The sequence below is a fragment of the Bradyrhizobium sp. 87 genome (genome assembly GCF_023073015.1).
Lineage (GTDB): Bacteria > Pseudomonadota > Alphaproteobacteria > Rhizobiales > Xanthobacteraceae > Bradyrhizobium > Bradyrhizobium canariense_D.
This window is the reverse complement of the sequence record NZ_JADPIQ010000011.1, coordinates 161,973-188,003: the sequence shown is the minus strand read 5'-3', so window position 1 is coordinate 188,003 and position 26,031 is coordinate 161,973. Positions and strand designations below refer to the sequence as shown.

Sequence of the window (26,031 nt, the reverse complement as noted above, 5' to 3'; positions counted from 1 at the left end):
GGTGCTGTTGTTCAAACGCGATCCGGCATTACGCTCGCTGCAAACAAAAAGAGCCGGCCCATCGGGCCGGCTCTCGTCGTCTCAATCCTGCCGCTGCGTCTATTTCACCAGCGTGTACTTGCCGTTCTTCACCGTGAGCAGGATGCGCGAGCGCTCGTCGAGGCCGTAGCGATCCTTTTCGGTGAAATTGTAGACGCCTTGGCTCGCCGCAAGCTCCTTCTCCGACAGCAGCGCCTGGCGAATCGCCTCGCGGAATTCCGGCGTGCCTGGCTTCGCCGTCTTGAGTGCCGCCGGGATGATGCGCTTGAGAATCTCGAAGGCGTCGTAAGAGTGACCGGCGAACTGGCTGCGGCTGTTCGGGCCGTACTTGGCTTCATAGGCCGAGTTGAGCGCGAGGCCCGGCTTCTTGGTGGCGGCTTCGTCCGGCTGGTCCTCGGGATCCATGACGGGACCAGAGGCCATCAGCACGCCTTCCGCAGCTTTGCCGGCGATACGGATGAAGTCCATACTGGCGGCGCCATGGGTCTGGTAGATCAGGCCCTGATAGCCACGCTCGCGTAGCTCGGTCTGCGGCAGCGCGGCCGCGGTGCCGGAAGCGCCGACCAGAATGGCATCGGGATTCGCCGCCACGAGCTTCAGCACCTGTCCGGTCACCGACGTGTCGGGGCGAGCGAAGCGCTCCTCGTCGGCGATGGTTATGCCCATCGGCACGGCCTGCGCCTTCAAATCGTTGAACCAGAGGTCGCCATAGGAGTCGGAATAGCCGATATAACCGACGGTCTTCACACCCTTCGACTTCATGTGGTCGTACAGCACCTTGCCCACGATCGGGATCGGCTGCGGCATCGCCACCGACCACTTCATGCGCTCCGGCGTAATCGGGAACGGCGCCAGGCCGAAATGCGGAATGCCGGCTTCGTTGGCGACGTTGGACACCGCGATGGTCGGCGGCGTCAGCGCCGAGCCCATGATGATGTCGGCCTTGGATTCGGTCACGAAGCGGCGGGCGTTGGTGGTCGCGGTGGTCGGATCGCCGCCGTCGTCGAGTACGATCACCTTCAGCGGCACGCCGCCGATCTCCTTCGGCACGAACTCCAGCGCATTGCGCTCGGGAATGCCCAGCGCTGCGCCCGGGCCGGTCGTGGTGGTGGTGATGCCGATGGTGACCTCGGCGGTCTGAGCCCGCGCGGGCACGGCCGGCAGCGCAAGCGCAGCCGCGGTGACGGCGGCGGTCAGGTAAAAGCGTTTCATCTATTCCTCCCTTTATGTGTTTCTTTGAAAGCAGAAATCGGGGGGTAATTCAGCCCCCTCTTTTGGTGATGTGGCGATTTAGCTCCGGGCCTCGCTCCCCGTGAATTTGGCTACCATTTCCGCAGGAAACGGTGCCGATTTCAGTTTGTCGGGGTTAACGGGGTCGCGCCCGACCAGGACACGGGTCTCGAAACCCTCGATAGCCAGCGCCTCGCCCTTGAAGACGCTGTGCTTCACCTCGAAACTCGAGCGCTTGATGCTCTCGATCTTGGTTTCGATGGTGATCCAGTCGCCATAAGTCGAGGGGATGTAGAACTTGGCGCGTGTATCGACCATGGGAATGCCCACCAGGCCGTATTTCTTGACCAGGTCCTGCTTGGAGAAGCCGGCGACTTCGAACAGGGTCGACGTCGAATCGTCGAACATCGCGAAATAACGCGGGTAATAGACGATGTTGGCGGGGTCGCAGTCACCCCACTGGATCTGGACGTCGCGCCGGTTCACGAACATATGCCGCGCCCTATTTCGGCGCCATGCGCAGCGAGCCGTCGAGGCGCACCACTTCGCCGTTGAGGTAGGAATTCTCGACCATGTGCAGGGCGAGCGCCGCGAACTCGTCGGCGTGGCCGAGCCGGCGCGGGAACGGGATCGCGGCGGCGAGCGAGTCCTGGGCTTCCTGCGGCAGGTTGGCGAGCAGCGGCGTGAGGAACAGGCCGGGCGCGATCGTCAGCACGCGGACGCCGAACTGCGCCAGCTCGCGCGCGATCGGCAGCGTCATGCCGACGATGCCGCCCTTGGAGGCCGAATAGGCCGATTGCCCGATCTGGCCGTCATAAGCGGCAACGGATGCCGTGTTGATGATGACGCCGCGCTCGCCGGTTGCCTGCGGCTCGAGCTTGGACATCTCGTTCGCGGCAAGGCGGAGCATGTTGAAGGTGCCGATCAAATTGACCTTGATCACCTTGTCGAAATCGGCGAGCGCCATCGGGCCGTCGCGGCCGACGACGCGCTTGGCAACGCCGATGCCGGCGCAATTGACCAGCACGCGCGCGGGTCCATGGGACTTGGTCGCTTGGGCGATCGCAGCCTCAGCGGAAGCCGCATCGGAGACGTCGCAAGCCACAGCCACGCCCTTGATCTCGGCGGCGACAGTTTCGGCGAGCTTGGCATTGAGGTCGCACACCGCGACCCTGGCGCCCTGCGCCGCCAGCTTACGCGCGGTCGCCGCGCCCAGTCCCGACGCGCCGCCCGTGACGATGACAGCCTGATCCTTCAACAACATGGCGTTCTCCCTAGGTGCGACGTCCTCTTACCCGACCGATATCACACGGTCCGATGGATTGGCAGCGTAGAGCTCCTCGATCAGCAGGCTGCGATGCTCGAGCACCGCGCGCTGGTTGATCGAGCCCTTGTCGGTGACTTCGCCCTTGTCGATCGAGAGTGGCGTGTCCATGAGGATCGCGCGCGTGATCCGCGTCGAGGATCCCGTGGCCGCGCTGAGAAAGCGGGTCAGCCGTTCGCGAAATGCCTCGCGCACCAGCCGGTCGCGGGTCGCGACGACGAGATCGTCGGTCGGCAGCGTCGGGTTGATCAGCCGGCAGCCGTCGAGATCGAGCACGACGAGCGCGGAGATCTCGTCTCGGTTGATGCCGGCGATGACGACGTCGCGCACCAGCGGCGCGCAAGCCGCGACGAAGCGCGCGCGCAATGGGCCGACGCTGACCCAGGTGCCGCTGCCGAGCTTGAAATCCTCACCGATGCGGCCGTCGAAATCGAAGCCGGCATTGAGATCATCGGGATCGACGGGCTTGAGGGCATCGCCGAGCTTGTAGAAGCCTTCTTCGTCGAACGAATTTGCGGTGATGTCGGGCTGGCGCCAGTAGCCGGGCATCACGTTCGGCCCCTTGCAACGAACTTCCATCTTGCCGTTGTTCGGCACCAGCTTGGCGTCATTGCCGGATACGGGAAGCCCGACATGGCCGGAGCGGCTGGTGCGCGGGTTGACCGACATGAAGAACGGCGCGGTCTCGGTTGCACCGAGGCCGGTCAGCATCGGTACGCGGTAGCCTTTTTCCTTCACCGCCAGCTCGTCGAGGCTGTTCCAGACGAACGGCGACAGCGCCGCGCCCGAGAAGAACATCGCGTGCAGCCGGTCGAAGAATTTTGCGCGGAGGCGCTGGTCGTCGCGCAGATAAGGCAGCAGCGACTCGTAGCCCTTGGGGACGTTGAAATAGACCGTCGGCGAAATCTCCTGGAGATTGCGCACGGTTTCCTCGATGCCTCCAGGCACCGGCTTGCCGGCATCGAGATACATCGAGCCGCCATTGTAGAGCGTCAGCCCGATATTGTGGTTGCCGCCAAAAGTGTGATTCCAGGGCAGCCAGTCGATGATGACGGGCGGCTCGTCCCTGAGGAAGGCGAGTGTCTCGCGCAGCATCACCTGGTTGGCGCAGATCATGCGCTGGGTGTTGATGACCGCCTTGGGGTTGCCGGTCGAGCCCGAGGTCAGCAGGAATTTCGCGATGGTGTCGGGGCCGATCTTGCCGTGGACCTCGTCCAGATCGCCGCGGATCGGGGTTGCCATGAGGTCGGCGAGCAAGGTGACGTCGCGGCCCGGCACGTGGCCGTAGGACGCGGCGATCTCGGTGCCGAGCGAGACGTTGGCCGCGAGCGCGTCGGCGAACTTGTCGGCGTCCTCGGCGAAGACAAGGCCGGGCGTCAGCAGCTTCATCAGGTAGGAGAGCTTGCCGTAATCCTTCGATACCAGCGAATAGGCCGGCGACACCGGGCAGAACGGAATGCCGGCATAGAACGCGCCGAACGCGAGCAATGCGTGGTCGATCGAATTGCCGGAGAGGATGACGACCGGCCGCTCCGCCGACAGCCCGCGCGCAATGAGCCCTGAGGCGATGTGCCGGCTCGCGGCGAGCAGCTCGGCGTAGCTGATCTTGCGCCAGCCGCGGCCACCTTCGCGCTCGGCCATGAAGACGCGATCGGGCGTCGCGCTCGCCCAGTGATGCAGGCGGTCGGTGATGCGGGCCGGATAATCGCCGAGCGGCTGTTTGGGCCGCAGATAAATCGTGCCGTCGTCGCGCCGCTCGATATTGACGACGGGATCGCCGAACGAAATGGGCCGCAGCGGGGAAGTGCTCGCGCCGCGCTCCATGCTGGAAGAGGACGGCTGCGCGCTCATGATTTCGGCTTCACCTTTGCGGTCTTGTGTTCGAGGAACTCGCGGATCCTGCGTTTTGCCTCTTTGTCGCTCTGCGCCACCGTCGCCATCAGCGATTCCATCAACAGGCCGGTCTGCGGATTGGCCTCCGCGATCATCGGCAGCGCCTGGAGCACGGCGAAGTTGGTCAGCGGCGCGTTGGAGGCGACCTTGGTCGCAAGCTCCATCGCCTTGCCGAGCCCGTTGCCGGCTTCCGTGACATATTGCGCAAAGCCGTAGGAGGTGCCTTCGGTCGCGGAATAGACGCGGCCGGTCAGCATCATGTCCATCATCCTGGCGACGCCGATCAGGCGCGGCAGGCGCACCGAACCGCCGCCACCGACGAAGATGCCGCGCTGCCCCTCCGGCAGCGCGAAATAGGTCGAGGGTTCGGCGACACGGATATGCGCCGCGCAGGCGAGCTCCAGCCCGCCTCCGATCACGGCGCCCCTGAGCGCGGCGATCACAGGCACGCGGCTGTACTGGATGCGGTCGAACACCCGGTGCCACATCTGGGAATGGAGAAGGCCGCCACTGGCATCATGGTCGGTCAGTTCGGAGAGGTCGAGACCGCTGGAAAAATGGTCGCCGATGCCGTGGATGACGACGGCGCCGATATCCTCGGGCAGGGCCGCAAAACACTCGCCGATCTCCAGGATGATGCCGTCGTTGAGCGCATTGCGCTTGGCCGGCCGATTGAGGCCGACGGTCAAAACCCGGTCCGCCCGCTCGATCTTCAAAAGCCCGGCGGCGCCCGCGTCAGCGGTCTCGGCGTTTCCCTGTGTCATTTGCGTCCTTGTCAGAATAGTTATGTTGTATAACGAATTCAGGAGGAGTCAACAAGGGGCTAGGTGCCTCTTGGGTCAGTCAGGCGGGCAAAAGGCGCCCTCCAAATGCGGTGTCGTCCCGGCGGAGGCCGGGACCCATAACCACAGGGAGAAGTTTGGCCAAGTCGTTCGGTACTCCGACTATTCGCGATCGACAGATCACGCGGTATGGGTCCCAGCCTTCGCCGGGACGACGGCGAAGGGCACTGAAGCCTTCACATCACCTGATGCACGTCGATCACGACTCGATCCGCATGACGCGCTGCTGACCCGACAAAAATGTGCTCCATCAGCCAGCGGTACTTCTCGTGCCCGGTCTCGAACCTCGGCACGGTGCGGAAATAGATCAGTTTGGGATCCACCGGTTCGCCGCGCTTGAGCTTTTGCAACAGCTCGACCGGGCCGAAGCGCATGCCCTTGTTCTCGACATAGACGGTGGCACCGTCGTCGGTTTCGAACGCGTACTTCGCTTCGAGATCAATCAGCTCATTCGGGCGGATGGTCTGGAAGTCCGCGCCGAACGGCAGCACCTTGCCGGTGATCGCACCCGTCACCTCGCCGCCGACGATCGGGATGATGCGGCGAATGCCGATACCGGTCTCGCCGGCGGTGACGACGTCGCCGATGCGTGCGGTGACGGTAAAGACGTATTTGGTCTCGAGGGTAGGGGCCGTCATCGGTCACCTTTCTGTATTGAACTAGCGCCGCTGTCCTTCCTTCTCCCTTGTGGGAGAAGGTGGCGCGAAGCGCCGGATGAGGGGTATGCCTCTCCAAACTCAGATCAGCGCTTGAGGAAATATACCCCTCACCCGTCTCGCCGCTTTGCGGCGAGCCACCCTCTCCCACAAGGGGAGAGGGAAAAGACAGCTCGCCGCTTTACCACCTCCTCAATGCGCCATCATCCGCGTCGGCAGCCATGTCGCCAGCAGCGGGAAGGCGATCAGGATCACCAGGCGCACCAGGTCTGTCGCCACGAACGGAATCACGCCCTTGAAGATGGTGGAGAAGGAAACGTCCTTCACCACGCTCTTGATGACAAAGACGTTCATGCCCACCGGCGGATGGATCAGGCCGAGCTCGACCGTCATGACGATGATGACGCCGAACCAGATCGGGTCGAAACCGAGATGCATGATCACGGGGAAGATGATCGGCACGGTGAGGATGATCATCGCCATGGCGTCCATCAGGCAGCCGAGCACGAGATACATCACCATGATCAACGCCAGCACGCCGTAGGGGCCGAGACCGAGGCCGGTGAGGAATTCCGTCACCTTTTGCGGGGTCTGCGTCACCGTGAGGAAATAGCCGAAGATCAAGGCGCCGATCAGCACGGTGAACACGGCGGCGGCCGTGCGCGTCGCCTGGAGCAGCGACGCCAGAATCTTCTCGCGGTCGAGCCGGCCGGTCGCCACGCCGATGATGAAGGCGCCGGCGGCGCCGACGCCGCCCGCTTCGGTCGGCGTGAAGCGCGGCAAATAGGGCAGGCCGTAAAGGCCGCCGATGACGAACACGAACAGCAGCACCGGCGCCCAGATGTCCTTCAGGCCGGCGAAGCGCTCGCGCCACGGCAGCTCCTTGCCCTTGGGCAGGAAGTCGGGCCGGAAATAACCGATCAGGAAGATCGTGATCATGTACATGGTCATCGCGAGGATGCCCGGGATGATGCCGGCGATGAACAGCTTGCCGATGTCCTGCTCGGTGATGATGCCGTAGACGGCGAGCACGGTGGAGGGCGGCAGCATCGCACCCAGCGTGCCGCCGGCCGCGATCACGCCGGTGGCAAACGACTGCGGATAGCCGAAGCGGCGCATCTCGGGGTAAGCGACCGCGGAGAAGGTCGCGGCGGTCGCGACCGAGGAGCCGCAGATCGCGGCAAAGCCGCCGCAGGCGCCGACGGTGGCGATGCCGAGTCCGCCGCGCAAATGGCCGACAAAGCCGTTGGCGGCGCGGAACAGCTCGCGACTCATGCCGGAATTGCTGACGAACGAGCCCATCAGCAGAAACATCGGAATGACGCCGAAGGTGTAGTCGGTCACCGTGCGCATCGAGGTCTGGCCGACCAGCTTCAGCGCCGGCGTGGCGCCGACGAGATAGGAAAAGCCGGAGACGCCGACGAGGCCCATGGCCATGCCGACCGGCACGCGCAGCAGCATCAGGGCGAACAGGGAAACGAAGCCGATTACGGCGACGGCATCGGTGCTCATGATTACTCCGTCGCCTTCAGCTTGGGGTCGTGCATCTCTTCGGGATGGAAGATCAACCGGTAGGTGCGGATCGCGATCAGCAGCACGGCCGAGACGTCGCCGATCCAGGCGATCGCGAAGAACGGCCAGGTCGGCATGTGCATGTCGAAGGTCTGGACGTTGTCGTTGTAGGTGCCGCGCACCTTGTCGAACAGCGTCCAGGTCTGCACCGTCACGACGAACAGCAGCACCAGGGTCGCGAACACGTCGATCCAGCGCTGGTAGCGCGGCCCGACATTGCCCCAGACGAGGTCGACGGTGATGTGGGTGCCGCGATAGGAGGTCGCGGCGATGCCCCAGAAGATCAGGATGCCGAGCAGCATGCGGCCGATGTCGAAACTATCGGGGATCGAATAGTTCAGCGTGTTGCGAAGCAACACCGACAGGAAGATGTCGAGCGCGACGATGCCGACGAAAGCCGCTGCAATCCATTCGATCGAATCGATAATACGATCCATCCAGCTGCGCTTCATGGGAGCTTCCTAAGAGATGCCATCCTCGGGCGGGAGAGGGAGAGGACGCGCGATGCGCTCCTCGCGTCTCGACCCGCGTGCAGAACAACGGCGGCGAGATGCATCCCGCCGCCGCATGTGTTTCGACGAAGAACTACTCCGCCAGCGCGTTGTACTTCTTCAGCGAGGCCTTCAGCTCGCTAAGCGCCGCGTCCGGATCCACGCCGGTCTTCTTCGCGCCGTCACTCCAGGTCTTCACCAGCGGCTCGGCGGCCTTCTTCCAGGCCGCGGTCTGCTCGGGCGTCAGCTTGTAGACCTCGTGACCGGACTCCGCCTTGACCTTGTCGATGCCGGCATCCTCGAACTTGCCCCAGTGCTCGCCGACCACGCCTGCCATTTCGACCGTGCAATTCTTGTCGATCGCGGCCTTCTGCTTGTCGGACATCGCATTGTACTTGTCCTTGTTCATGACGAACACGAAGGTCGTGGTGTAGAGCGGCGCCTCCATGTCGTATTTGGTCACCTTGTCGATGCCGAACAGCACCAGCGAGCCCCAGGGGAAGGTGACGCCATCGGCGACGCCGCGCTCGATGATGTCGCGCACTTCGGGCGCGGAGGATTGCACATTGGTGCCGCCGAGCGAGGTGACGAAGTTCGCCATGGTGGCGTGGGCGGGGCGGATCTTCAGGCCCTTCACGTCCTCCGGCATCACGATCTTCTTGGTGCGGGAATGGAAGGAGGAGGGCGAGTGGACGAAGGCGAGGCAGTATTTGACGTCCTTCATCTCCTTCTCGGCGTATTTGCGGTACCAGGCGTCGAGCCCCATCGAGCCGCCCTTGGCATCCGAGATCAGGAATGGCAATTCGCCAGCGCCGATGATCGGGAAACGGCCGGGCTGGTAGCCGGGATTGACATAGGTGACGTCGGCGATGCCGTCGCGCGCCATGTCGTAATGGTCGAACGCCTTGCCCATCTGCTGGGCCGGAAACACCTTGCCCTTGATGGTGCCGCCGGAATCCTTCTCGACCGCAGCAGCCCAGTCCTCCAGCGATTTCTGTAGTGGATGCGAGGCCGGCACCCAGTGCGAGATCTTCAAATCGAAGGTCTTGTCCTGCGCGAACGCAGGGCTCACGCTTGCTGCCAGCAGCAACGCCAGACAGGCTTTCCTCATCACGCGTCTCTCCCTCTTTTGACGGCGGGCTTCGATGGCCCGGTCTCGTTAATTAACATGTTATCTAGTTGGCCGGCGCGTTCAAGCCGGAACTGGCGCGACGTGCCGCCGCGCACTCCCTTTTGCCCAACCGTTATATGATATAATTATCGTGCGCGGACGGCAGCGACAAGCGAGCCACGCCGAAAGCCTACAGGATCGGGAGGAGCAAGTATTGCGGACAAAAGTCGCAATCATCGGGGCGGGGCCGGCAGGATTGTTGCTTGGGCAACTGCTGCATCATTATGGCATCGACAATGTCATTCTGGAGCGGCAGAGCCCGGACTATGTGCTCGGCCGCATCCGTGCCGGACTGCTGGAGGAGGGAACAGTTGCGCTGCTCGACCAGATCGGCGCCGGCGCACGGGCGCATGCCGAAGGGCTGGTGCATGAAGGGATCGAACTCACCTTCTCGGGGCGCCGCCACCGCATCGACATGAAGGCTGCGACCGGCAAGACGGTCATGATCTACGGCCAGACCGAGGTCACGCTCGATCTGATGAATGCGCGCACGGCCGCCGGCCTCACCTCGGTCTACGAGGCCAAGGACGTGCAGCCGCAGGATTTCGACGGCGGTCACCCGCGCGTAACCTACGTGAAAGATGGCGTCACCCACACCATCGATTGCGATTTCATCGCCGGTTGCGACGGGTTTCACGGCGTCAGCCGCGCCAGCGTTCCGGCTTCGGCCATCGAGGAGTTCGAGCGCATCTATCCGTTCGGCTGGCTGGGCATCCTCTCCGAGACGCCGCCGGTCAGCCACGAGCTGATCTATTCCAACCACGCCCGTGGCTTTGCGCTCTGCACCATGCGTTCGACCAGGCGCAGCCGTTACTATGTGCAGTGCGCGCTCGACGACCACGTCGACCAATGGCCGGACGACCGTTTCTGGGACGAGCTCAAGCGCCGGCTCGACCAGGACGCCGCCGACAGCTTGGTCACGGGCCCCTCGATTGAGAAGAGCATTGCGCCGCTGCGCAGCTTCGTCGCCGAGCCGATGCGCTTCGGCAGGATGTTCCTGTGCGGTGACGCCGCCCATATCGTGCCGCCGACCGGCGCCAAGGGGCTGAACCTGGCCGCGAGCGACGCGCATTATCTGTCGAGTGCGTTTCGCGAGTTCTACGACGAAAAATCCAGCGCCGGCATTGATGCCTATTCGGCGAAGGCGCTGGCGCGGGTCTGGAAGGCCGTGCGCTTCTCCTGGTGGATGACCTCGATGCTGCACAAATTCCCCGACACCGGCACCATCGGCGCGCGCATCCAGCTCGCCGAGCTCGACTATGTCACGCAGTCGCAGGCCGCGATGACCTCGCTGTCGGAGAATTACGTGGGGCTGCCGTTTTAGGGCGCGCCGTCATGCCTCGCGAAAGCGGGGCATCCAGTACGCCGCGGCCTCTCCGTATCACGTCACCGTCTCTGGAATACTGGATCACCCGCTTTCGCGGGTGATGACAGGGATAGCGGGGCGACGGCGCCACTCCTTTCAAACACCCGCGCAAATTCCGTTTAAAACTTTGTAGGTGGTGCATCTGTCCCGTCTGCCGCGTTCAATGGCGGGAGCCACCAACGCGAGACGGACATGACCAGCACCGACATTCCCGCCGGCTTCGAGCCGCACTTTCGCAAAGCCCCGCTCACCGATCCTTGGGAGCCGCTTTACTCCAGGAAGACCGACAACGGCGTCACCGTGGGATTGCGGCTGGCGAAACCGCACACCAACGCGCGCGGGCTGATCCATGGCGGCCTGATCGCGGCGCTGGCCGATGCCGCCATGGGCTACAGCTGCGCGCAGGCGACGGGCTGGACGACCTCGTTGGTCACGATCTCGCTGTCGGTCGACTATGTCGGCGCCGGCGAGATCGGCCAATGGCTCGCGGTCGAGGGTGAGGCGATCAAGACCGGCAGCACGATCTGTTTCGCGCAGTGCCTCGCGAAGGCCGACGGCGCCGTGATCGCCCGCGCCAGCGGCACCTTTCGCGTAGTGCCGAAGAAGGGGTGAGGGCGTCACCCGAATTTCCACTCCGCGGTCTCCACCACGAGATCGACGAAGGCACGCACCTTGGCGGAGAGCAGGCGCGAGGTCGGGTAGACGATGTGGATCGGCAACGCCGGCTGCTCGTATTTCGCCAACACGATTCTGAGCCGCCCGCGCCGCAGGCCCTCGGCAGCCTGATAGGCCAGCACCCGGGTCACGCCGCCGCCCGCCTCGGCATATTGCAGGGCGGCGTCGGCGCTGTTGCTGGCGAAGCGTGGATTCGGCGCCACCTCGATGTCGCGGCCGTCCTGCACGAAGCGCCAGTTCGCGGATGGACCGAAGGCGATGGTCTGGTGCCCGAGCAATGCCTCCGGCGTCTTCGGCTCGCCATGGCGCTTGAGATAGCCAGGTGTCGCCACCACGATCCGCCGCATCTCGCCGACCTGGCGCGCGACGAGGGAGGAGTCGGCGAGATGGCCGATCCGCACCGCGACGTCGACGGCATCTTCCACGAGATTGACCAGGTTGTCCGACAGCCGCAATTCGCAGGCGACCTCGGGATAGCGCTTGAGGTAGGCGATCATGACAGGCCCGACATGGAGCCGGCCAAAGCCGACCGGCGCCGACACCACCAGCCGCCCGCTCGGTCGGTTGCGCTCCTCCCGTGCCGAGCCGTCGGCCTCCTCGACATCGGCGAGGATGCGACGCGCGCGCTCGAGATAGCGCGTGCCGACGTCGGTCAGGGTCACTTGACGGGTGGTCCGCTGCAACAGCCGCGCGCCAAGATGCTCCTCCAGCGCCGCGATCAGCCGCGTCACCGCGGAGGGGGACAGCCGCAGTTTTCGTGCCGCCGGCGCGAAGCCGCGCAGGTCGGCGACGGTGACGAAAACATGCATGGCTTCGAGGCGATCCATGGCATTATTGCATATAACGCAACGATGAAGTGTCAAGCGGGATGATTGTTTTAGCCGGCGGGAGGTCCATTTTGGATGGCGAAGACGCAGGGATGCGCCGGGATTTCAGGAGATGTTCCGATGACGGCAACTCACACCTACGCCAGCGACGTGGCGTTCACGCCGGCGGTGAAGTCGATCCAGACCCGAAAGGGATCACGCGAAGGCTATGCCCATGCCGAGCAGCGCGGCTGGCGCACCGAGGTCGATGAGAACCTCGCGGCGTTCCTGGCCGACGCCAACAGCTTTTATCTCGCCACGGCATCGGCCGACGGCCAGCCCTACATCCAGCATCGTGGCGGCCCGAAGGGCTTCTTGAAGGTGCTGGACAAGCAGACGCTGGCTTTCACGGACTACGCCGGCAATCGGCAATACATCACGCAGGGAAACCTGTCTGAAAATCCCAAGGCCTACATCTTCGTGATGGACTACGCCCATCGCCGCCGGGTGAAGATCTGGGGCGAAGCGCGGGTGGTCGAGGACGACGAGGCGCTGACGACATCGCTGATGCCGAAAGGCTATCGCGCCCGGCCCGAGCAGGTGATCCTGTTCAAGATCGAAGCGTGGGACACGAACTGCCCGCAGCACATCCCGCAGAAGTTCGACGCTGGAGATGTGGCGGCGGCGCTGGCGGCAAGGGATGCGAAGATCGCGGAGCTGGAAGCAGAGCTCGCGGCGCTGAAGGGTGACAAGGGGGCAAGCTAGGCCACGATCTTCGTCTCTCCCTGAATCCTCCGATGTCATGCCCCGCGAAGGCGGGGCATCCAGTACGCCGCGGCGCCTCGGTTCAAGCACAGGTCTCTGGAATACTGGATCGTCCGCCCCTGTGCGCAATTGCGCACTAGGCGGACGATGACAGATGAGTTTGAGGAAGCGCGTCTCGAAGTTACAACACACTCGCCCCTTCGTGCTGGAAGCCGAGATAGCTCGCCGCCACGCGCTCATTCGCCGCGATGTCGCTGGCCTTGCCGCTGAGCACGAACTCGCCGAGCTCCATGACATAGGCCTGATCCGCGATCTTCAATGCCGCCTGCGCGTTCTGCTCGACCAGCAGCACGGAGACGCCGGCGGCGCGCAGTTCGGTGACGATGCGGAAAATGTCGGCGACGATGATCGGGGCGAGGCCGAGGCTCGGCTCGTCCAGCATCAGGAGCTTGGGCTCGCCCATCAGTGCGCGGCCCATTGCGAGCATCTGCTGCTCGCCGCCGGAGAGCGTGCCGGCGAGCTGCTTGCGCCGCTCCTTGAGCCGCGGAAACAGCGTGTAGACCCGCTCCATCGAGGCTTTCGCCTTGCTTCTCTCGATGCGGAAGGCCCCTAACTCGAGATTGTCCTCGACATTCATGGTCACGAACAATTCGCGGTGCTCGGGAACGAGGCCAAGCCCCATGGCGACGCGGTCCTCGATGTCGAGCCGCGACAGGTCCTGACCTGCGAATGAAACGCGCCCTTTCAGCGGCAAAATGCCGATGATGGCGGAGAGCAGCGTGGTCTTGCCGGCACCGTTGGCGCCGACGATGGTGACGATCTGGTTCTGGCCGACTTCGAGCGAGACCGAGCGCACGGCCTCGACCTTGCCATAGGCGACATGGGCGTTGGCGACGGACAACAGCGCGCTCATGCCGCCACTCCGAGATAGGCCTTGATCACTTCGGGATTGGTCTTGATCGTGGCCGGCGTTCCTTCCGCGATCTTGGTGCCGAAATCGAGCACCACGATGCGGTCGGCGAGGTTCATGACGAAGCCCATGTCGTGCTCGACCAGCAGGACGCTCATGCCGCCGTCGCGCAGCTCGCGCAGCAGCGTCGCGAGCCGCTCCTTCTCCATGTGGCGCAGGCCGGCGGCCGGCTCGTCGAGCAGCAGCAGCATCGGATCGACGCACAACGCACGGGCGATCTCGACGATCCGTTGCTGTCCCAGTGAGAGCGAGCCTGCGAGCTGATGCATCTGCTCGCCAAGTCCGACCCGCTCGATCTGGCGGGTGGCTTCGGCGAGCAGCTTTGCCTCATCAGTGCGGTCGAGCCGCAGCATCGAGGAGATCGGCCCCGAATGGCCGCGCAGATGGGCACCGATCGCGACGTTTTCCAGCACGGTCATATCAGGCACCAGCTTGACGTGCTGGAAGGTGCGGGAGATGCCGAGCTTGACGATCTCCTGCGGCGGCGCCCTGTCGACCTTGTTGCCGAGCACGGAGATCGAGCCCGAGCTGGCCGACAGCACGCCGGTGATCAGGTTGAAGGTGGTGCTCTTGCCGGCGCCGTTGGGGCCGATCAGCGCGACGATCTCGCGAGCCTGGACGTCGAAGGAGACGTTGTTCACCGCGACCACGCCGCCAAATTGTTTCCGCGCCTTCTCGACCTGGAGCAGGACGCTGGATTGGCCGGGCGAGCGGGTGCGCTGCTCCAGTTTCAGCGAAGTGTCTGGCTTCTTGCCACTGGTACGCTGGGGCAGGAACGACATCAGCCAGGGCCAGACGCCGCCGGGTGCGAGCTGGAGCAACGCCACCAGCATGATGCCGAACACGATGGTCTCGACCTGGCCCGAGCCGGGCAGGATCAACGGCAGGTAGCTCTGCAGCACTTCCTTCAGGACCACGACCAGCGCCGCGCCCAGGACGCCGCCCCAGACATAGCCGGCGCCGCCGACCACGGCGATGAAGAGATACTCGATGCCCGCCTGCGCGCCGAACGGCGTCGGGTTCACCGCGCGCTGAAGATGGGCGTAGAGCCAGCCGGAGAGGCCGGCGAGCACGGCGGCATGGATGAACACCAGCATTTTCGCCCGCGGGGTGTGCACGCCGAACGCCTCGGCCGCGACATGGCCGCGCCGGAGCGCGCGGATGGCGCGGCCGGTGCGGGAGTCCAGCAGGTTCATCGTGAGCAACGCCGAGAGGATCACGGCAACCCAGATCGCGTAGTAGATCGAGCCGGGCGAGAGCATTTTGAACGAGCCGATCGACAGCGGCGGGATCGCCGAGATGCCGTCGTTTCTTCCCAAAAATTCCAGCTTGCTGAAGAGATAGAACAAGCCGAGTCCCCAGGCGAGCGTGCCGAGCGGCAGATAATGGCCGGAGAGACGGACGGTGACGAGGCCGAGCAGCACCGCCAGCAATCCGCTGACCAGCAGCGACAGTGGTAGCGTCAGCCAGGGCGACATGCCGTAGGTTGTCGACAGCACCGCGGTGGTGTAGGCGCCGAAGCCGACGAAGGCCGCTTGTCCAAACGAGGTCAGGCCGCCGACGCCGGTCAGCAGCACGAGGCCCATCGCGACCAGGGCCGCGAGGCCGATATTGTCGAGCAGCACGATCCAGAATGGGGGCATGCCCGGAACAAACGGGATCGCCGCCATGATCAGCGCGAAGATGAGGATGGGGAGCCGGCTCTGCATCTTGGCGTCAGTCCTTCTCTTCCTCGACCGCAGGCGCCGCGAGCGAGCGCAGCAGCAGCACGGGAATCAAGAGCATGAAAACGATCACCTCCTTGTAGTTGGAGGCATAGAAGGACGAGAACGCCTCGACGATGCCGACGACTAGCGCCGCGACGGCGGTGAGGGGGTAGCTGACAAGCCCGCCGATGATCGCGGCGACAAAGCCCTTCAGGCCGATCAGGAAGCCCGAGTCGTAATACAGCGTCGTGATAGGCACGATCATGATGCCCGACAGTGCGCCGATGACGGACGCCAGCAGGAAGGCGATCTGACCGGATAGCGTGGTGCGGATGCCGACGAGCCGGGCACCGAGCCGGTTCACAGCGGTCGCGCGCAGCGCCTTGCCGTAAAGTGTCAACCCAAAGAACAGCCACAGCCCGACGATGAAGGCGATGGTAATGCCATAGACCGTGATGCTCTGGCCGGTGAAGCGCAGCGCACCGCTGGTGAAGGAGCCGGACAGCACGGCAGGTCCGCGCTGGCCTTCGGCGCCGAAGAACAAAAGGCCCAAACCCTGAAGCGCGAGGTGAACGCCCACCGAGGCGATCAACAGCACCAGCACGGAGGTGTGCGCCAGCGGCTGGAATGCGATGCGGTAGAGAAACAGGCCGATCATCGCCACGATCACCAGCGACAGTGCGATGCAGACCGCAACCGGCGGCTTCTGAGCGGCGTAGTAGACGGTCAGCGCCAGCACGATGGCCGGCAGCACGATATTGGTGATGACGCTGCGCAGGATCAGGCGTCCGTGCAGCGCCTTGCGCGCGGCGAACAGGTCGAACGCGAAGGCGCCAATGCCCAGGGCGAGCGCGAGTTTCGCCGTACCCGGCATCTGGCCCGCGGCCAGCGAGGCATAGGTCAGCGCGCCATAGGTGACGAATTCGCCTTGGGGAATGAGGATGACGCGGGTGACGGCGAACACCAGCACCAGCGCCAGGCCGAGCAGCGCATAGATCGCGCCATTGGTGATGCCGTCCTGCAGCAGGAACAGCATGATGGTGGTATTCAAGACCGGACGCTCCCCCTCAAAGATTCAGGACCGGTCCCCTGATTGTGGTGGACGGTCCGCTCACAGCCATTGAACAGCGCTGACGATATTTGATATGGTCCATAACAATTATCAAATATAACATCAAGGGTGGCGAACGATCCTCCCGAACTTAACGGGATTGCGAGCATGAGGCGATGACCGTTTCCAAAACCGCTGAAAAGTCCTCTGAAAAACCCGCCGAGACCGCCAAGGGCCGCAAGGACGCGGCCGACGGGCCTGGTGAAGCCCTCCAGCTCGGCGAGCTCTCGGAGCAGCTCGGCTATGTCCTGAAGCGGGCACAGCTCAAGGTGTTCGAGAACTTCCTGCGCTGCATGGCCTCGCTCCAGCTCACGCCGGCGCAGTTCTCCGTGCTGCTGCTGGTCGAGAAAAACCCCGGCCGTAACCAGACCGAGATCGCCTCCACCCTCGGCATCCTGCGCCCGAATTTCGTGGCGATGCTCGACAATCTCGAGAGCCGCGACCTTTGCGCGCGGATCCGCTCCACCAACGACCGCCGCTCGCACATCTTGGTGCTGACCGACAAGGGCAAGGCCGTGCTGGCCCGCGCCAAGAAGCTCGTCGCCACCAAGCACGAGGCCCGGCTGAACGAGCTGCTCGGGCCGTCCAACCGCGAAGCCCTGCTCGGGATGCTCTCGAAGATCGCCAACGAGTTTTGACGGTTGATTGCCCGGCGACCGGGCATCAAACCCGGAAGCGCGGGCGGGCTGGCGGCGGTTATGCCGCAGAGCGAACCGGTCGGGCATGGCAGGTGTTTTCGCGGACAGGAAATGGCGCTCGATTTCCTCGGCGGGCAACGGAGGGCTGAACAAATAGCCCTGCATTTCCGTGCAGCCCTCCGCTGCGATCCGGTCCCGTTGCTCCTCGCTCTCCACCCCCTCCGCCGTCGTCGTCATGCCCATCCCGCGCGCCAGTGCCGCCACCGCCCGCACGATGCTGAGGGATGCCGCATTGTTTTCCACGCCGCTGACGAAAGACCGGTCGATCTTGATCTTGTCGAAGGGGAAGCATTGCAGATAGGTCAGTGACGAATAGCCGGTGCCGAAATCGTCCATGGCGACCTTGATGCCCAGCGCCCGGAGCTGGTGCAGCGTCGTCAGCGTTCCGTTCCTGTCCTGCAGAAACACGCTTTCCGTGATCTCGATCTCCAGCCGCCGCGGATCGAGGCCGGAGGCCGCCAGCGCGCCGACGATCACCTCCGTCAGGCCCGGCTGGCGGAATTGCACCGCCGAGATGTTGACGGCGACGTGCAGATGGTCCGGCCATCGGCTTGCAGTGCCACAGGCCTGCCGGATCACCCATTCGCCGATCGGCACGATCAGGCCGATCTCTTCCGCAAGCGGGATAAAGCTGTTGGGCGCGACCAGTCCGCGCCGGGGATGTCGCCAGCGGATCAAGGCTTCGAAGCCGCTGATCTCGCCGCCGTCGGTCTTCACGACCGGCTGGTAGTGCAGTTCGAACTGGCCGGCGGCAAGGCCGTTGCGCAGGTCCTGCTCCAGCCCGCGACGGCTTTGCGCTTCTTCGCCCATGGCCGGTTCGAAGAAGCAGTGCATGCCGCGGCCGTCGCTTTTCGCGCGATACAGGGCCAGATCGGCATTGTGCAGGAGTTGCTCGGGCGTCGAGCCGTCGCCAGGCGCAATCGCGATCCCGATGCTCGCGCCCGCAATGGTCTGGTGTCCGTCGAGCCCGAACGGAGCACTCAGCGTCCTGACAACGTCGCGCGCCAGCAGGTCCGCCTCGCTCGAATCGGAAATCGGCGTCTGGAGGATCACGAATTCATCGCCACCCATGCGCGCGACCGTATCGCTGTCGCGCGCGAGCTGCTTGAGGCGGCGGCTGACATCCTGCAGCAGGATGTCGCCGGCCTGGTGGCCCAGGGTGTCGTTGACGGCCTTGAACTTGTCGAGATCGACGTGGTGGATCGCGAACATCCCGCCCTGTTCGAGCGCCTGCTTGAGGCGCTGACCGAGCAGGGCGCGATTGGCGAGGTCCGTCAGCGCGTCGTAGTGCGCCATATGCGCGATCTGCAATTCCGCCTTGCGCTGCTCGGTGATGTCTTCGTGGGTCGCGACCCACCTGAGATCGGGCATCGGTCGGTGCCTGATCTGAAGGTTCGCCCGTTCTGCATCTCGACGATGCTGTCCATGGCCTCGGCTGACATGGCGACATCGGTCCGCCATTTGGCGTATTCCTCCCGCGTCATCGCCGGCACGCTGCCGACCTCGTAGCGTAGGTCGAGGATCTCCTGGAGCGGCGTGCCCGGACGAACGCGGTCGGGCGGCAGGCCGTACATCTCGATAAAGTGCGTGTTGCAGACCACCAGCCGATGGTCGGCGCTGAAGAAGCAGAGTCCGTGCGACATGTTGTTGATCGCGATGTCGAACTGAAAATTGCGCTCCTGCAACCGCCGACTGAGCTCTTCGCGCTCTGTAATGTCCTCGTGCGTCGCCATGCCGCCGCCGTCGGGCAGGGGATGAATGGTGTAGGCGATGATTCGTCCGTCGGCGAATTGCTGGACCGTCTGCTCACTGACGACCGAACCCTCGGTGCGGGCACGGACATAGGCGCCGGCTTCTCCGCCGATGCTCAGGCCCAGTTTGAGCCGATGCTCGATCAGGTCCTTGATCGGCGTGCCCGGGTGCACCTGGTCGGGCGAGAGCGCGTACATCTCGCGGTAGATCAGCCCGACAATTCGCCCAATTTCGGGACATGTTCCTGAAACTGCGGCGAACGCGAGCTTAAGGGCGGCGATGCCCGCCCCCTGGAAAAGAGGACACCGACGAGAATTCAGAGATCGTTAACCATGTCGTCCGCCGAACCGCGCGGGGCGCCGGCGGGATGGCGATGCCACCGTGTCAGTCGACCAGGATTACCCTGATGTCGTTCACATTGGTCAGCGTGGGCCCCGGCAGCAACAGGTCGCCCGTCGCCTCGAAGAACGTGGTCGCGTCGTTGTTGTCGAGATAGGCCTGCGGCTGCAGCCGCTGCGCCGCCATCTTCGCGAACGTCGCCGCGTCGATCAGCGCGCCGGCGGGATCAGTGGGATTGCCGGCACCGCCATCGGCGCCGTCGGTGTCGCCGGCGAGCGCGGAGATGTCAGGCGTGTCCTTCAAGAGGCCGGCGAGCGCCAGCGCGTATTCCTGGTTCGGGCCGCCGCGGCCATTGCCGCGCACGGTGACCGTGAGCTCGCCGCCGGAGAGGATCGCGACACGCTTGCCCTGCGCGCGGGCCTGAAGCGCCAGCCTGGCGTGATCGGCGGCAACGTCGCGGGCCTCCCCTTCGAGGTCGGCGCCGAGATCGATCGTCTCGTAACCGGCCTCATGCGCGAGTTTGACCGCAGCGTCGAGCGATTGCTTCGGACGTGCGATCAATTCGAAATGCGCGCGCGCGAAGGCGGCATCACCGGGCTTGCAGCTCTCGTTGGCGGGGTCGTCCAGCGCGCGGCGGACGGCATCGTCGATGTCGAGCTTGTACCTGGCGACGATGGCGCGCGCATCATTGAGCGTGGTCGGATCGGGCACGGTCGGACCGGAGGCGATTGCGGAGGGATCGTCATGCGGCACGTCGGAAATCGCAAGCGTCACGATCTCGGCGGCATTTTTGCCGGCGCGCGCCAGCCGCCCGCCCTTGATCCGCGACAGATGCTTGCGCACGACATTCATCTCGCCGATCGGCCCGCCGGAGCGGAGCAGCGCCTTGTTGACCGCCTGCTTCTGCCCGAAGCTGATGCCGTTGACGGGCGCGATCCAGTTCGCCGAGCCGCCGCCGGTGAGCAGCACCAAGAGCAGATCGTCCGGCCCGGCCTCGGCCGCGAGCGCCAGCGTGTCGGCCGCGCCCTTCAGGCCGGCTTCGTCGGGCACGGGATGACCGGCCTCGACCACGCGGATGCGGCGCGTCGGCACGCCGTAGCCGTGACGCGTGGTGGCGATGCCGACGAGGCGTTCCGGTGCGAGCCCGAGCGTGTCGAGATAATGCCGCTCGGCGGCGGCGGCCATCGCGGCCGCGCCCTTGCCGGCGGCGAGACAGATCACGCGTCCCTTTGGCGCGGGCCGCAGGTGCGGCGCCAGAATTGTGCTCGGATGAGCGGCGGCAACGGCGGCGTCGTAGAGCGCGCGGAGCAGGGGGCGTCGGTCGGTCATGACGAAGGGCCTTGAGCGGACAGGAAAGACTGGCGGCGAACGCGCCGCTCACCTGCCTACCGCATCATGCGCCAAAGCGTAAGCCGGCTTTGCCATCATTCGATTGTGCAATCGCGTGATCATAATCGCCGCGCAAGCAAAAACCCCCTGCGATGGTTCGCAGGGGGTTTCCGTCGTCGCGTCCTTGATGGGGCTAACCGCCGACGTCGGCGCTGATCACGTCTCCGAACAGCTCAAACTTCTCGCCTTTGAACTTCTCGAGTTGAAGCTGGCTGATCGGCGCGAAATCGGTCGGCGAGGTGTTGATCTTCACGCCCGGCAGCAGGGCCTCGGTGCGGAAGTCCTTCAGATTCGCCGCTTGCTTCATGACGTTCTCGCGCGTGAGATCGTCACCGCACTGCTTCAAGACCTGAACCAGGGTCTGGGCCACGGCATAGCCGACGATCGTGCCCTTATCGAGCTTGTCGCCCTCGGGGAAGTATTTGGTCATGAAGGCGAGAAAGTCCTTCATGCCGGCATCATTGGCCCACTGCGGATCCGATACGTCCTTCAGATAATCGGCCGAGATGATGTCCTGGCCGTTCTCGAAGCCGGCAGGCTTCATCACGCTGCCGACGGAGGCAGAGACGTTGTTGAGGAAGTGCAGCGGCTTCCAGCCGATCTCGGCGTTCTTCTTGATCGCCTGGGCTGCGAATTTCGGCGTCGTGATGTTCATGAAGACGTCGGCGCCGGTCGACTTCAGCTTGACGATGTGGTTGTCGATGGTCGGTTCGGAGGTCTCGTAGCTCTCCTCCACGACGATCATCGACGCGGCTTTGGCGCCGAGGCCGTCCTTCAGGCCCTTGAGATAATCCTTGCCGTAATCATCGTTCTGGAACAGCACGGCGATCTTGGCGTCGGGCTTGTTCTTCAGCAGCCACTTCGCGTAGATCTGCGTCTCGCTCTGGTAGTTGGGCTGCCACCCCATGGTCCAGGGGAAGTTCTGCGGATCGTTCCACTTGGTGGCGCCGGTGGCGACGAAGAGCTGCGGCACCTTCTTCGAGTTCATGTATTTGTGGATCGCCGAGTTCGGCGGCGTGCCGAGCGAGTTGAAGATGAACAGCACCTCGTCGCTCTCGACCAGCTTGCGCGCCTGCTCCACCGTTTTCGGCGGCGAGTAGGCGTCGTCGTAGCTGATGAAGTTGATCTTGCGACCGTTGATGCCGCCTTCGTCGTTGATCTTCTTGAAATAGGCGGCTTCGGTCCGTCCGATGATGCCGTAGGCGGAGGCCGGTCCGCTGTAAGGCATGATGTTGCCGACCTTGATCTCGGTATCGGTCGCGCCGGTGTCGTATTTCTTCTGGGCCGATGCAGTGGAGGCCGAGGCCGCAATGAGCGCGAGCGCCAGTGACGCGGCCGCAAGTTTGCCGGTGACAGCGGGCATTCCTATCTCCCTATTTTCTTGGTGTGTGTGCGTCCCTTTTCTTGTGTTGCCTGTTTTTGGTGACGCAGCCGCAATTCAATACGATTTACCTGATGCCTACAACAGAAAGCCCCTGCGGCGGGGTCGCGGGGGCTGCTTCTTTAGTAGTCAGGGGCGGCCGCGCGCTCGTGTGCGACTGCGAGAAGAGGCATCCGCTTGAGTTGATGAACCGATCAGGAGCGAGTTTGAGTTGCGCGGCTTCAGTGGTCGAGCTCGCTCGAGATCACGTCCCCGAACAGCTCCCACTTCTTGCCCTTGAAGCGCATCATCTGGAGCTGCTCGATCGGGGCGAAATCGTCGGCTGCGGTGTTGATCTTGATGCCTGGCAACAGCGTGTCGGGCTGGAAATCCTTCAAGGAGGCGGCCTGCTTCATGACGTTGTCGCGGGTGAGGTCGTCACCGCACATTTGCAGCACCTTCACCATGGTCTGCGCGGCGGCATAGCCGAACACCACGCCGGCATCGAGCTTGTTGGCCTTGGGATCGTATTTGGCGAGGAAGTTGTAGAATTTCTTCATGCCGTCATCGGCATTCCATTGCGGGTCGGAGGCGTCCTTGGTGTAGCTCGCCGACAGGATCCCTTGCGAGATCTCGAGCCCCGCCGGCTCGAGTACGCCGCCGACCGAGGCCGAGACGTTGGAGATGATGTGGACCGGATGCCAGCCGATCTCGGCCGCCTTCTTGATCGCCTGCGCTGCAAATTTCGGGGTGGTGATGCTGACGAAAATGTCGGCGCCGGAGGCCTTCAATTTCACAACGTGCTCGTCGATTGCCGGCTCCGACGTGTCGTAACCGTCTTCCAGCACGATCATCGAGGCCTTGGGTCCAAGGCCATCCTTCAGCCCTTTCAGGTAGTCCTTGCCGAAATCGTCGTTCTGATAGAGCACGCCGATCTTGCCTTCCGGCTTCTCCTTCATGATGTATTTGGCGTAGATGCGCGCCTCGCTGGCGTAGCTCGGCTGCCAGCCCATGGTCCAGGGATATTGCTTCGGATCGTTCCACTTCGAAGCGCCGCTCGCCACGAACAATTGCGGCACCTTCTTCTCGTTCATGTATTTGCGGATGGCGCCGTTGGTGGAGGTGCCGAGCGAGCCGAAGATCAGCAGCACCCCGTCGCTCTCGACCAGCTTGCGGGCCTGCTCCACCGTCTTCGGCGGCGAATAGCCGTCGTCGTAGGAGATGAACTTGATCTTGCGGCCGCCGATGCCGCCCTCGGCATTGATCTTGTTGAAATAGGCTTCCTCGGCCTTGCCGATCGCCGCATAGGCGGAGGCCGGGCCGCTATAGGGCATGATGTTGCCGATTTTGATCTCGGTATCGGAAGCGCCGCTGTCGTATTTCTTCTGCGCCAGGACCGGGCCGCTCATCGCAGTGCACAACGCGAATGCGGCCAGAACGCCCGCAACCTGAAATCGAACGGCAGTCATCTTTCTCCACCCGGAACGGATCGCCGCCGCATTGAACAAGATTGATGCGGGACGTCAACAAAAAGCCCCCGCGATTCGTTCGCGGGGGCTTCTCGATGTGTCGGACTATAGCGTCAGAGCGTCACTCCGTGGCGATGTCGCCGCTGATGATCTCGCCGAAGAGTTCCCACTTCTCGCCCTTGAAACGCTGCATCTGGAGCTGGGCGATCGGGGCGAAGTCGGTTGGGCTGGTGTTGATCTTGACGCCGGGCAGCAGGGTATCCGGTGCGAAATCCTTCAACGAGGCCGCCTGCTTCATGATGTTGGCCCGGGTCAGATCGTCGCCGCACATCTCCAGGACCTTGGCCAGCGTCGACGCCGCGCCGTAGCCGTAGACCATGCTGGTGTCGGACTTGTCGGCACCCGGCATGTACTTGTCGACGAACTCGTTCCACTTCTTCATGCCGGGGTCGTTGGCCCACTGCGGGTCCGTGGAGTCCTTGGCATAGGCCGCCGACAGCACGCCCTGCGAGGCCTCGAAGCCGGCCGGCTTCATCACGCTGCCGACCGAGATCGACACGTTGGTGAGGATCTGCAGCGGCTTCCAGCTCAGCTCGGCGGTCTTCTTGATGGTCTGGGCCGCGAACTTCGGCGTCGCGTAGATCAGCAGGACGTCGGGATTGGCCGCCTTGATCTTGACGATGTGACCGTCGATCGAGGGTTCGGACACCTCGTAGCTTTCTTCCATGATGATCATGGACGCGCCCTTGGCGCCCAGGCCGTCCTTGGTGCCCTTGAGGTAGTCTTTGCCGAAATCGTCGTTCTGATAGAGGATCGCGATCTTGGCGTCCGGCTTTTCCTTCAACAGCCATTTCGCGTAGATCTGCGCTTCGCTCTGGTAGGACGGCTGCCAGCCCATGGTCCAGGGGAAGTTCTTCGGGTCATTCCACTTGGTGGCGCCGGTGGCGACGAACAGCTGCGGGATCTTCTTGGCGTTGAGGTATTTCTGGATCGCGCTGTTCGAGGGCGTGCCGAGCGGGTTGAACACGACGATCACCTCGTCGCTCTCGACCAGCTTGCGGACCTGCTCGACGGCCTTCGGCGGCGAATAGCCGTCGTCATAGGTGACGAAGTTGATCTTGCGGCCGTTGATGCCGCCCTTGTCGTTGATCATCTTGAAGTAGGCTTCTTCGGTCTTGCCGATGATGCCATAGGCCGAGGCCGGACCGCTATACGGCATGATGTTGCCGATCTTGATCTCGGTATCGGACGCGCCGGTGTCATATTTTTTCTGGGCGAATGCGGCGCCGGAGGTGAGAGTGATGACCGCCGTTGCCGTCACCAGCGCAGCGGTTCGCAGTGTTCTTTCAAAAAACAATTCGGGTCTCCTTAGCTTAATCAACGGGTTGTCAGTTCTTTCTGAGCCGGCCGACGAGTTGCTGGCCCATGATCGCAATCTGCCTCGCGCCGTGCGGCACGAGGTAGATGACGGCGAACAGGAGTACGCCGAACACCGCGCCGGAGAGGCCCTTGGAGATGCCCTCCGCCATGTTCGGCACGAAAATGATGAAGGCGGCGCCGACGAACGAGCCGGGCAGCCAGCCGACGCCACCGACGACCATGCCGAGGAACAGCGAGATCGCCAGCGTGATCGTGTAGCTGTCGGGCGCGACGAACTGCACGGCGATGGCGCCAAGCGAGCCGGCAACGCCGGTGATGCCGGCGGACACGCCGAAGGCCAGCGTCTTGTACAGTGCGACGTTGACGCCCATCGAGGAGGCCGCGATCTCGTTGTCGCGGATCGCCATGAAGGCGCGGCCCGACCGGGAGCGCAGCAGGTTGACCGAGAAGATGTAGATCGCGAGCACGACGGCGAGCGAGAAGTAGTAGAGCCAGGTGTCCTGCGACATAGGCAGCCCGAACGGCGCGTCGGGCTTGGTGACGACGAGGCCCTGCACGCCGCCGGTCCAGTGCTCGAGGAAGTTCAGCTTCAGCAGCTGCGGCATCGCGGTGGCAAGCGCAAAGGTCGCGAGCGCGAGATAGACGCCCGACAGCCGCAGCGCCGGCTTGCCGAACAGGTAGCCGAATGCGAAGCAGACCGCGGCGGAAATCGGAATTGTCAGCGCATAGTTGACGTTGAAGTACTCCATCAGCACCGCCGACGTATAAGCGCCCACGGCGTAGAAGGCGCTCTGGCCGAGCGAGAACTGGCCGGAGCCGCCCGTCAGGATGTTCAAGGCCAGCACCGCGAGCCCGTAGATCAGGAGCATCGTCATCTGGAAGATGATGAAGTTCTTGACGAACACCGGCACGATCAACAGCACCGCCAGCACCAACAGAGAGGTGCCCGTGCCCAGCGTCATCGCCCGCTTCGGAACCGCCTCGACGGCCGGGGCTTCCGTGACGACGTCTTCTGCAGCGCTCATGA

The 26,031-nt window shown here is 63.8% G+C and carries 23 protein-coding genes and 1 pseudogene; 4 read left to right on the top strand and 20 right to left on the bottom strand.

Annotated features, from left to right (window positions below):
* Positions 1–99 precede the first annotated feature (99 nt).
* From IVB50_RS03085 to IVB50_RS03045, 9 genes are all read right to left on the bottom strand, one after another.
* Positions 100–1,251: an ABC transporter substrate-binding protein gene (locus IVB50_RS03085; RefSeq protein WP_018458462.1), complete on the bottom strand. Its 1,152-nt coding sequence runs from the start codon at positions 1,249–1,251 to the stop codon at positions 100–102.
* Positions 1,252–1,329: 78 nt separating this feature from the next.
* On the bottom strand, positions 1,330–1,761 hold the full coding sequence (locus IVB50_RS03080) for a thioesterase family protein (protein WP_018458463.1): 432 nt from the start codon (positions 1,759–1,761) through the stop codon (positions 1,330–1,332).
* A gap of 10 nt (positions 1,762–1,771) precedes the next feature.
* A complete protein-coding gene (locus tag IVB50_RS03075; RefSeq protein WP_018458464.1) occupies positions 1,772–2,533 on the bottom strand; it encodes an SDR family NAD(P)-dependent oxidoreductase in 762 nt (253 codons plus the stop codon).
* A 27-nt stretch (positions 2,534–2,560) separates the two neighbouring features.
* Entirely contained in the window at positions 2,561–4,444 is a 1,884-nt protein-coding gene (locus IVB50_RS03070; protein ID WP_026233587.1) for a feruloyl-CoA synthase, read from the bottom strand.
* Complete coding sequence (locus IVB50_RS03065) at positions 4,441–5,250, bottom strand: crotonase/enoyl-CoA hydratase family protein (RefSeq protein ID WP_018458466.1); 810 nt, start codon at positions 5,248–5,250, stop codon at positions 4,441–4,443. Before IVB50_RS03065 ends, IVB50_RS03070 begins: the two co-directional genes overlap by 4 nt.
* Before the next feature lie 254 nt (positions 5,251–5,504).
* A complete protein-coding gene (locus IVB50_RS03060; RefSeq protein ID WP_018458467.1) occupies positions 5,505–5,966 on the bottom strand; it encodes a DUF3237 domain-containing protein in 462 nt (153 codons plus the stop codon).
* Between the two features lie 210 nt (positions 5,967–6,176).
* Positions 6,177–7,496 (bottom strand): TRAP transporter permease, encoded by a 1,320-nt coding sequence (locus IVB50_RS03055; protein ID WP_018458468.1) that lies wholly within the window; start codon positions 7,494–7,496, stop codon positions 6,177–6,179.
* A 2-nt stretch (positions 7,497–7,498) separates the two neighbouring features.
* Positions 7,499–8,008, bottom strand: a complete 510-nt coding sequence (locus IVB50_RS03050; RefSeq protein WP_018458469.1) for a TRAP transporter small permease — start codon at positions 8,006–8,008, stop codon at positions 7,499–7,501.
* A gap of 133 nt (positions 8,009–8,141) precedes the next feature.
* Positions 8,142–9,158 carry a TRAP transporter substrate-binding protein gene (locus tag IVB50_RS03045; RefSeq protein ID WP_018458470.1) on the bottom strand — a complete coding sequence of 339 codons (1,017 nt, stop codon included), beginning with the start codon at positions 9,156–9,158 and terminating at the stop codon, positions 8,142–8,144.
* Positions 9,159–9,372: 214 nt separating this feature from the next.
* Here IVB50_RS03045 and pobA point away from each other — a divergent pair, with 214 nt between their 5' ends.
* Both pobA and IVB50_RS03035 read left to right on the top strand, forming a co-directional pair.
* The gene (pobA, locus tag IVB50_RS03040; protein ID WP_026233588.1) at positions 9,373–10,542 is read left to right on the top strand and encodes a 4-hydroxybenzoate 3-monooxygenase; all 1,170 of its coding nucleotides are present in this window, start codon (positions 9,373–9,375) and stop codon (positions 10,540–10,542) included.
* A gap of 234 nt (positions 10,543–10,776) precedes the next feature.
* A complete protein-coding gene (locus IVB50_RS03035) occupies positions 10,777–11,196 on the top strand; it encodes a PaaI family thioesterase (protein ID WP_018458472.1) in 420 nt (139 codons plus the stop codon).
* Positions 11,197–11,201: 5 nt separating this feature from the next.
* Here the strand turns inward: IVB50_RS03035 and IVB50_RS03030 are convergent, their stop codons facing one another.
* The gene (locus IVB50_RS03030) at positions 11,202–12,086 is read right to left on the bottom strand and encodes a LysR family transcriptional regulator (protein WP_018458473.1); all 885 of its coding nucleotides are present in this window, start codon (positions 12,084–12,086) and stop codon (positions 11,202–11,204) included.
* 120 nt (positions 12,087–12,206) lie between these two features.
* On the opposite strand from IVB50_RS03030, the gene IVB50_RS03025 reads away from it, so the two are divergent.
* Positions 12,207–12,830 (top strand): pyridoxamine 5'-phosphate oxidase family protein, encoded by a 624-nt coding sequence (locus IVB50_RS03025; protein ID WP_018458474.1) that lies wholly within the window; start codon positions 12,207–12,209, stop codon positions 12,828–12,830.
* Positions 12,831–13,011: 181 nt separating this feature from the next.
* Here the strand turns inward: IVB50_RS03025 and IVB50_RS03020 are convergent, their stop codons facing one another.
* The 3 genes from IVB50_RS03020 to IVB50_RS03010 are packed head-to-tail and all read right to left on the bottom strand — an operon-like array spanning position 13,012 to position 16,557.
* Positions 13,012–13,743: an ABC transporter ATP-binding protein gene (locus IVB50_RS03020; RefSeq protein WP_018458475.1), complete on the bottom strand. Its 732-nt coding sequence runs from the start codon at positions 13,741–13,743 to the stop codon at positions 13,012–13,014.
* Positions 13,740–15,509 carry a branched-chain amino acid ABC transporter ATP-binding protein/permease gene (locus IVB50_RS03015; RefSeq protein WP_018458476.1) on the bottom strand — a complete coding sequence of 590 codons (1,770 nt, stop codon included), beginning with the start codon at positions 15,507–15,509 and terminating at the stop codon, positions 13,740–13,742. Before IVB50_RS03015 ends, IVB50_RS03020 begins: the two co-directional genes overlap by 4 nt.
* 7 nt (positions 15,510–15,516) lie before the next feature.
* Positions 15,517–16,557, bottom strand: coding sequence for a branched-chain amino acid ABC transporter permease (locus IVB50_RS03010; RefSeq protein WP_026233590.1), 1,041 nt, complete (start codon positions 16,555–16,557; stop codon positions 15,517–15,519).
* A 176-nt stretch (positions 16,558–16,733) separates the two neighbouring features.
* Between IVB50_RS03010 and IVB50_RS03005 the strand changes: the two genes are divergently transcribed.
* Positions 16,734–17,255, top strand: coding sequence for a MarR family transcriptional regulator (locus IVB50_RS03005; RefSeq protein WP_007605305.1), 522 nt, complete (start codon positions 16,734–16,736; stop codon positions 17,253–17,255).
* 198 nt (positions 17,256–17,453) lie between these two features.
* Here IVB50_RS03005 and IVB50_RS03000 read toward each other — a convergent pair.
* The 7 genes and pseudogenes from IVB50_RS03000 to IVB50_RS02970 form a co-directional block, all read right to left on the bottom strand.
* Positions 17,454–18,611, bottom strand: a pseudogene (locus IVB50_RS03000) (EAL domain-containing protein); the annotation flags it as partial.
* Positions 18,590–19,264 carry a PAS-domain containing protein gene (locus IVB50_RS02995; RefSeq protein WP_026233591.1) on the bottom strand — a complete coding sequence of 225 codons (675 nt, stop codon included), beginning with the start codon at positions 19,262–19,264 and terminating at the stop codon, positions 18,590–18,592. The gene IVB50_RS02995 and the pseudogene IVB50_RS03000, both read right to left, overlap by 22 nt.
* A gap of 187 nt (positions 19,265–19,451) precedes the next feature.
* Positions 19,452–20,735 (bottom strand): glycerate kinase, encoded by a 1,284-nt coding sequence (locus IVB50_RS02990; RefSeq protein WP_247294184.1) that lies wholly within the window; start codon positions 20,733–20,735, stop codon positions 19,452–19,454.
* A 193-nt stretch (positions 20,736–20,928) separates the two neighbouring features.
* Positions 20,929–22,158, bottom strand: a complete 1,230-nt coding sequence (locus tag IVB50_RS02985; protein WP_018458479.1) for an ABC transporter substrate-binding protein — start codon at positions 22,156–22,158, stop codon at positions 20,929–20,931.
* 239 nt (positions 22,159–22,397) lie between these two features.
* Entirely contained in the window at positions 22,398–23,624 is a 1,227-nt protein-coding gene (locus tag IVB50_RS02980; protein ID WP_247294169.1) for an ABC transporter substrate-binding protein, read from the bottom strand.
* Positions 23,625–23,745: 121 nt separating this feature from the next.
* Positions 23,746–24,981 (bottom strand): ABC transporter substrate-binding protein, encoded by a 1,236-nt coding sequence (locus tag IVB50_RS02975; protein ID WP_026233592.1) that lies wholly within the window; start codon positions 24,979–24,981, stop codon positions 23,746–23,748.
* A gap of 31 nt (positions 24,982–25,012) precedes the next feature.
* Positions 25,013–26,029 carry a branched-chain amino acid ABC transporter permease gene (locus tag IVB50_RS02970; protein ID WP_026233593.1) on the bottom strand — a complete coding sequence of 339 codons (1,017 nt, stop codon included), beginning with the start codon at positions 26,027–26,029 and terminating at the stop codon, positions 25,013–25,015.
* Positions 26,030–26,031: the final 2 nt, after the last annotated feature.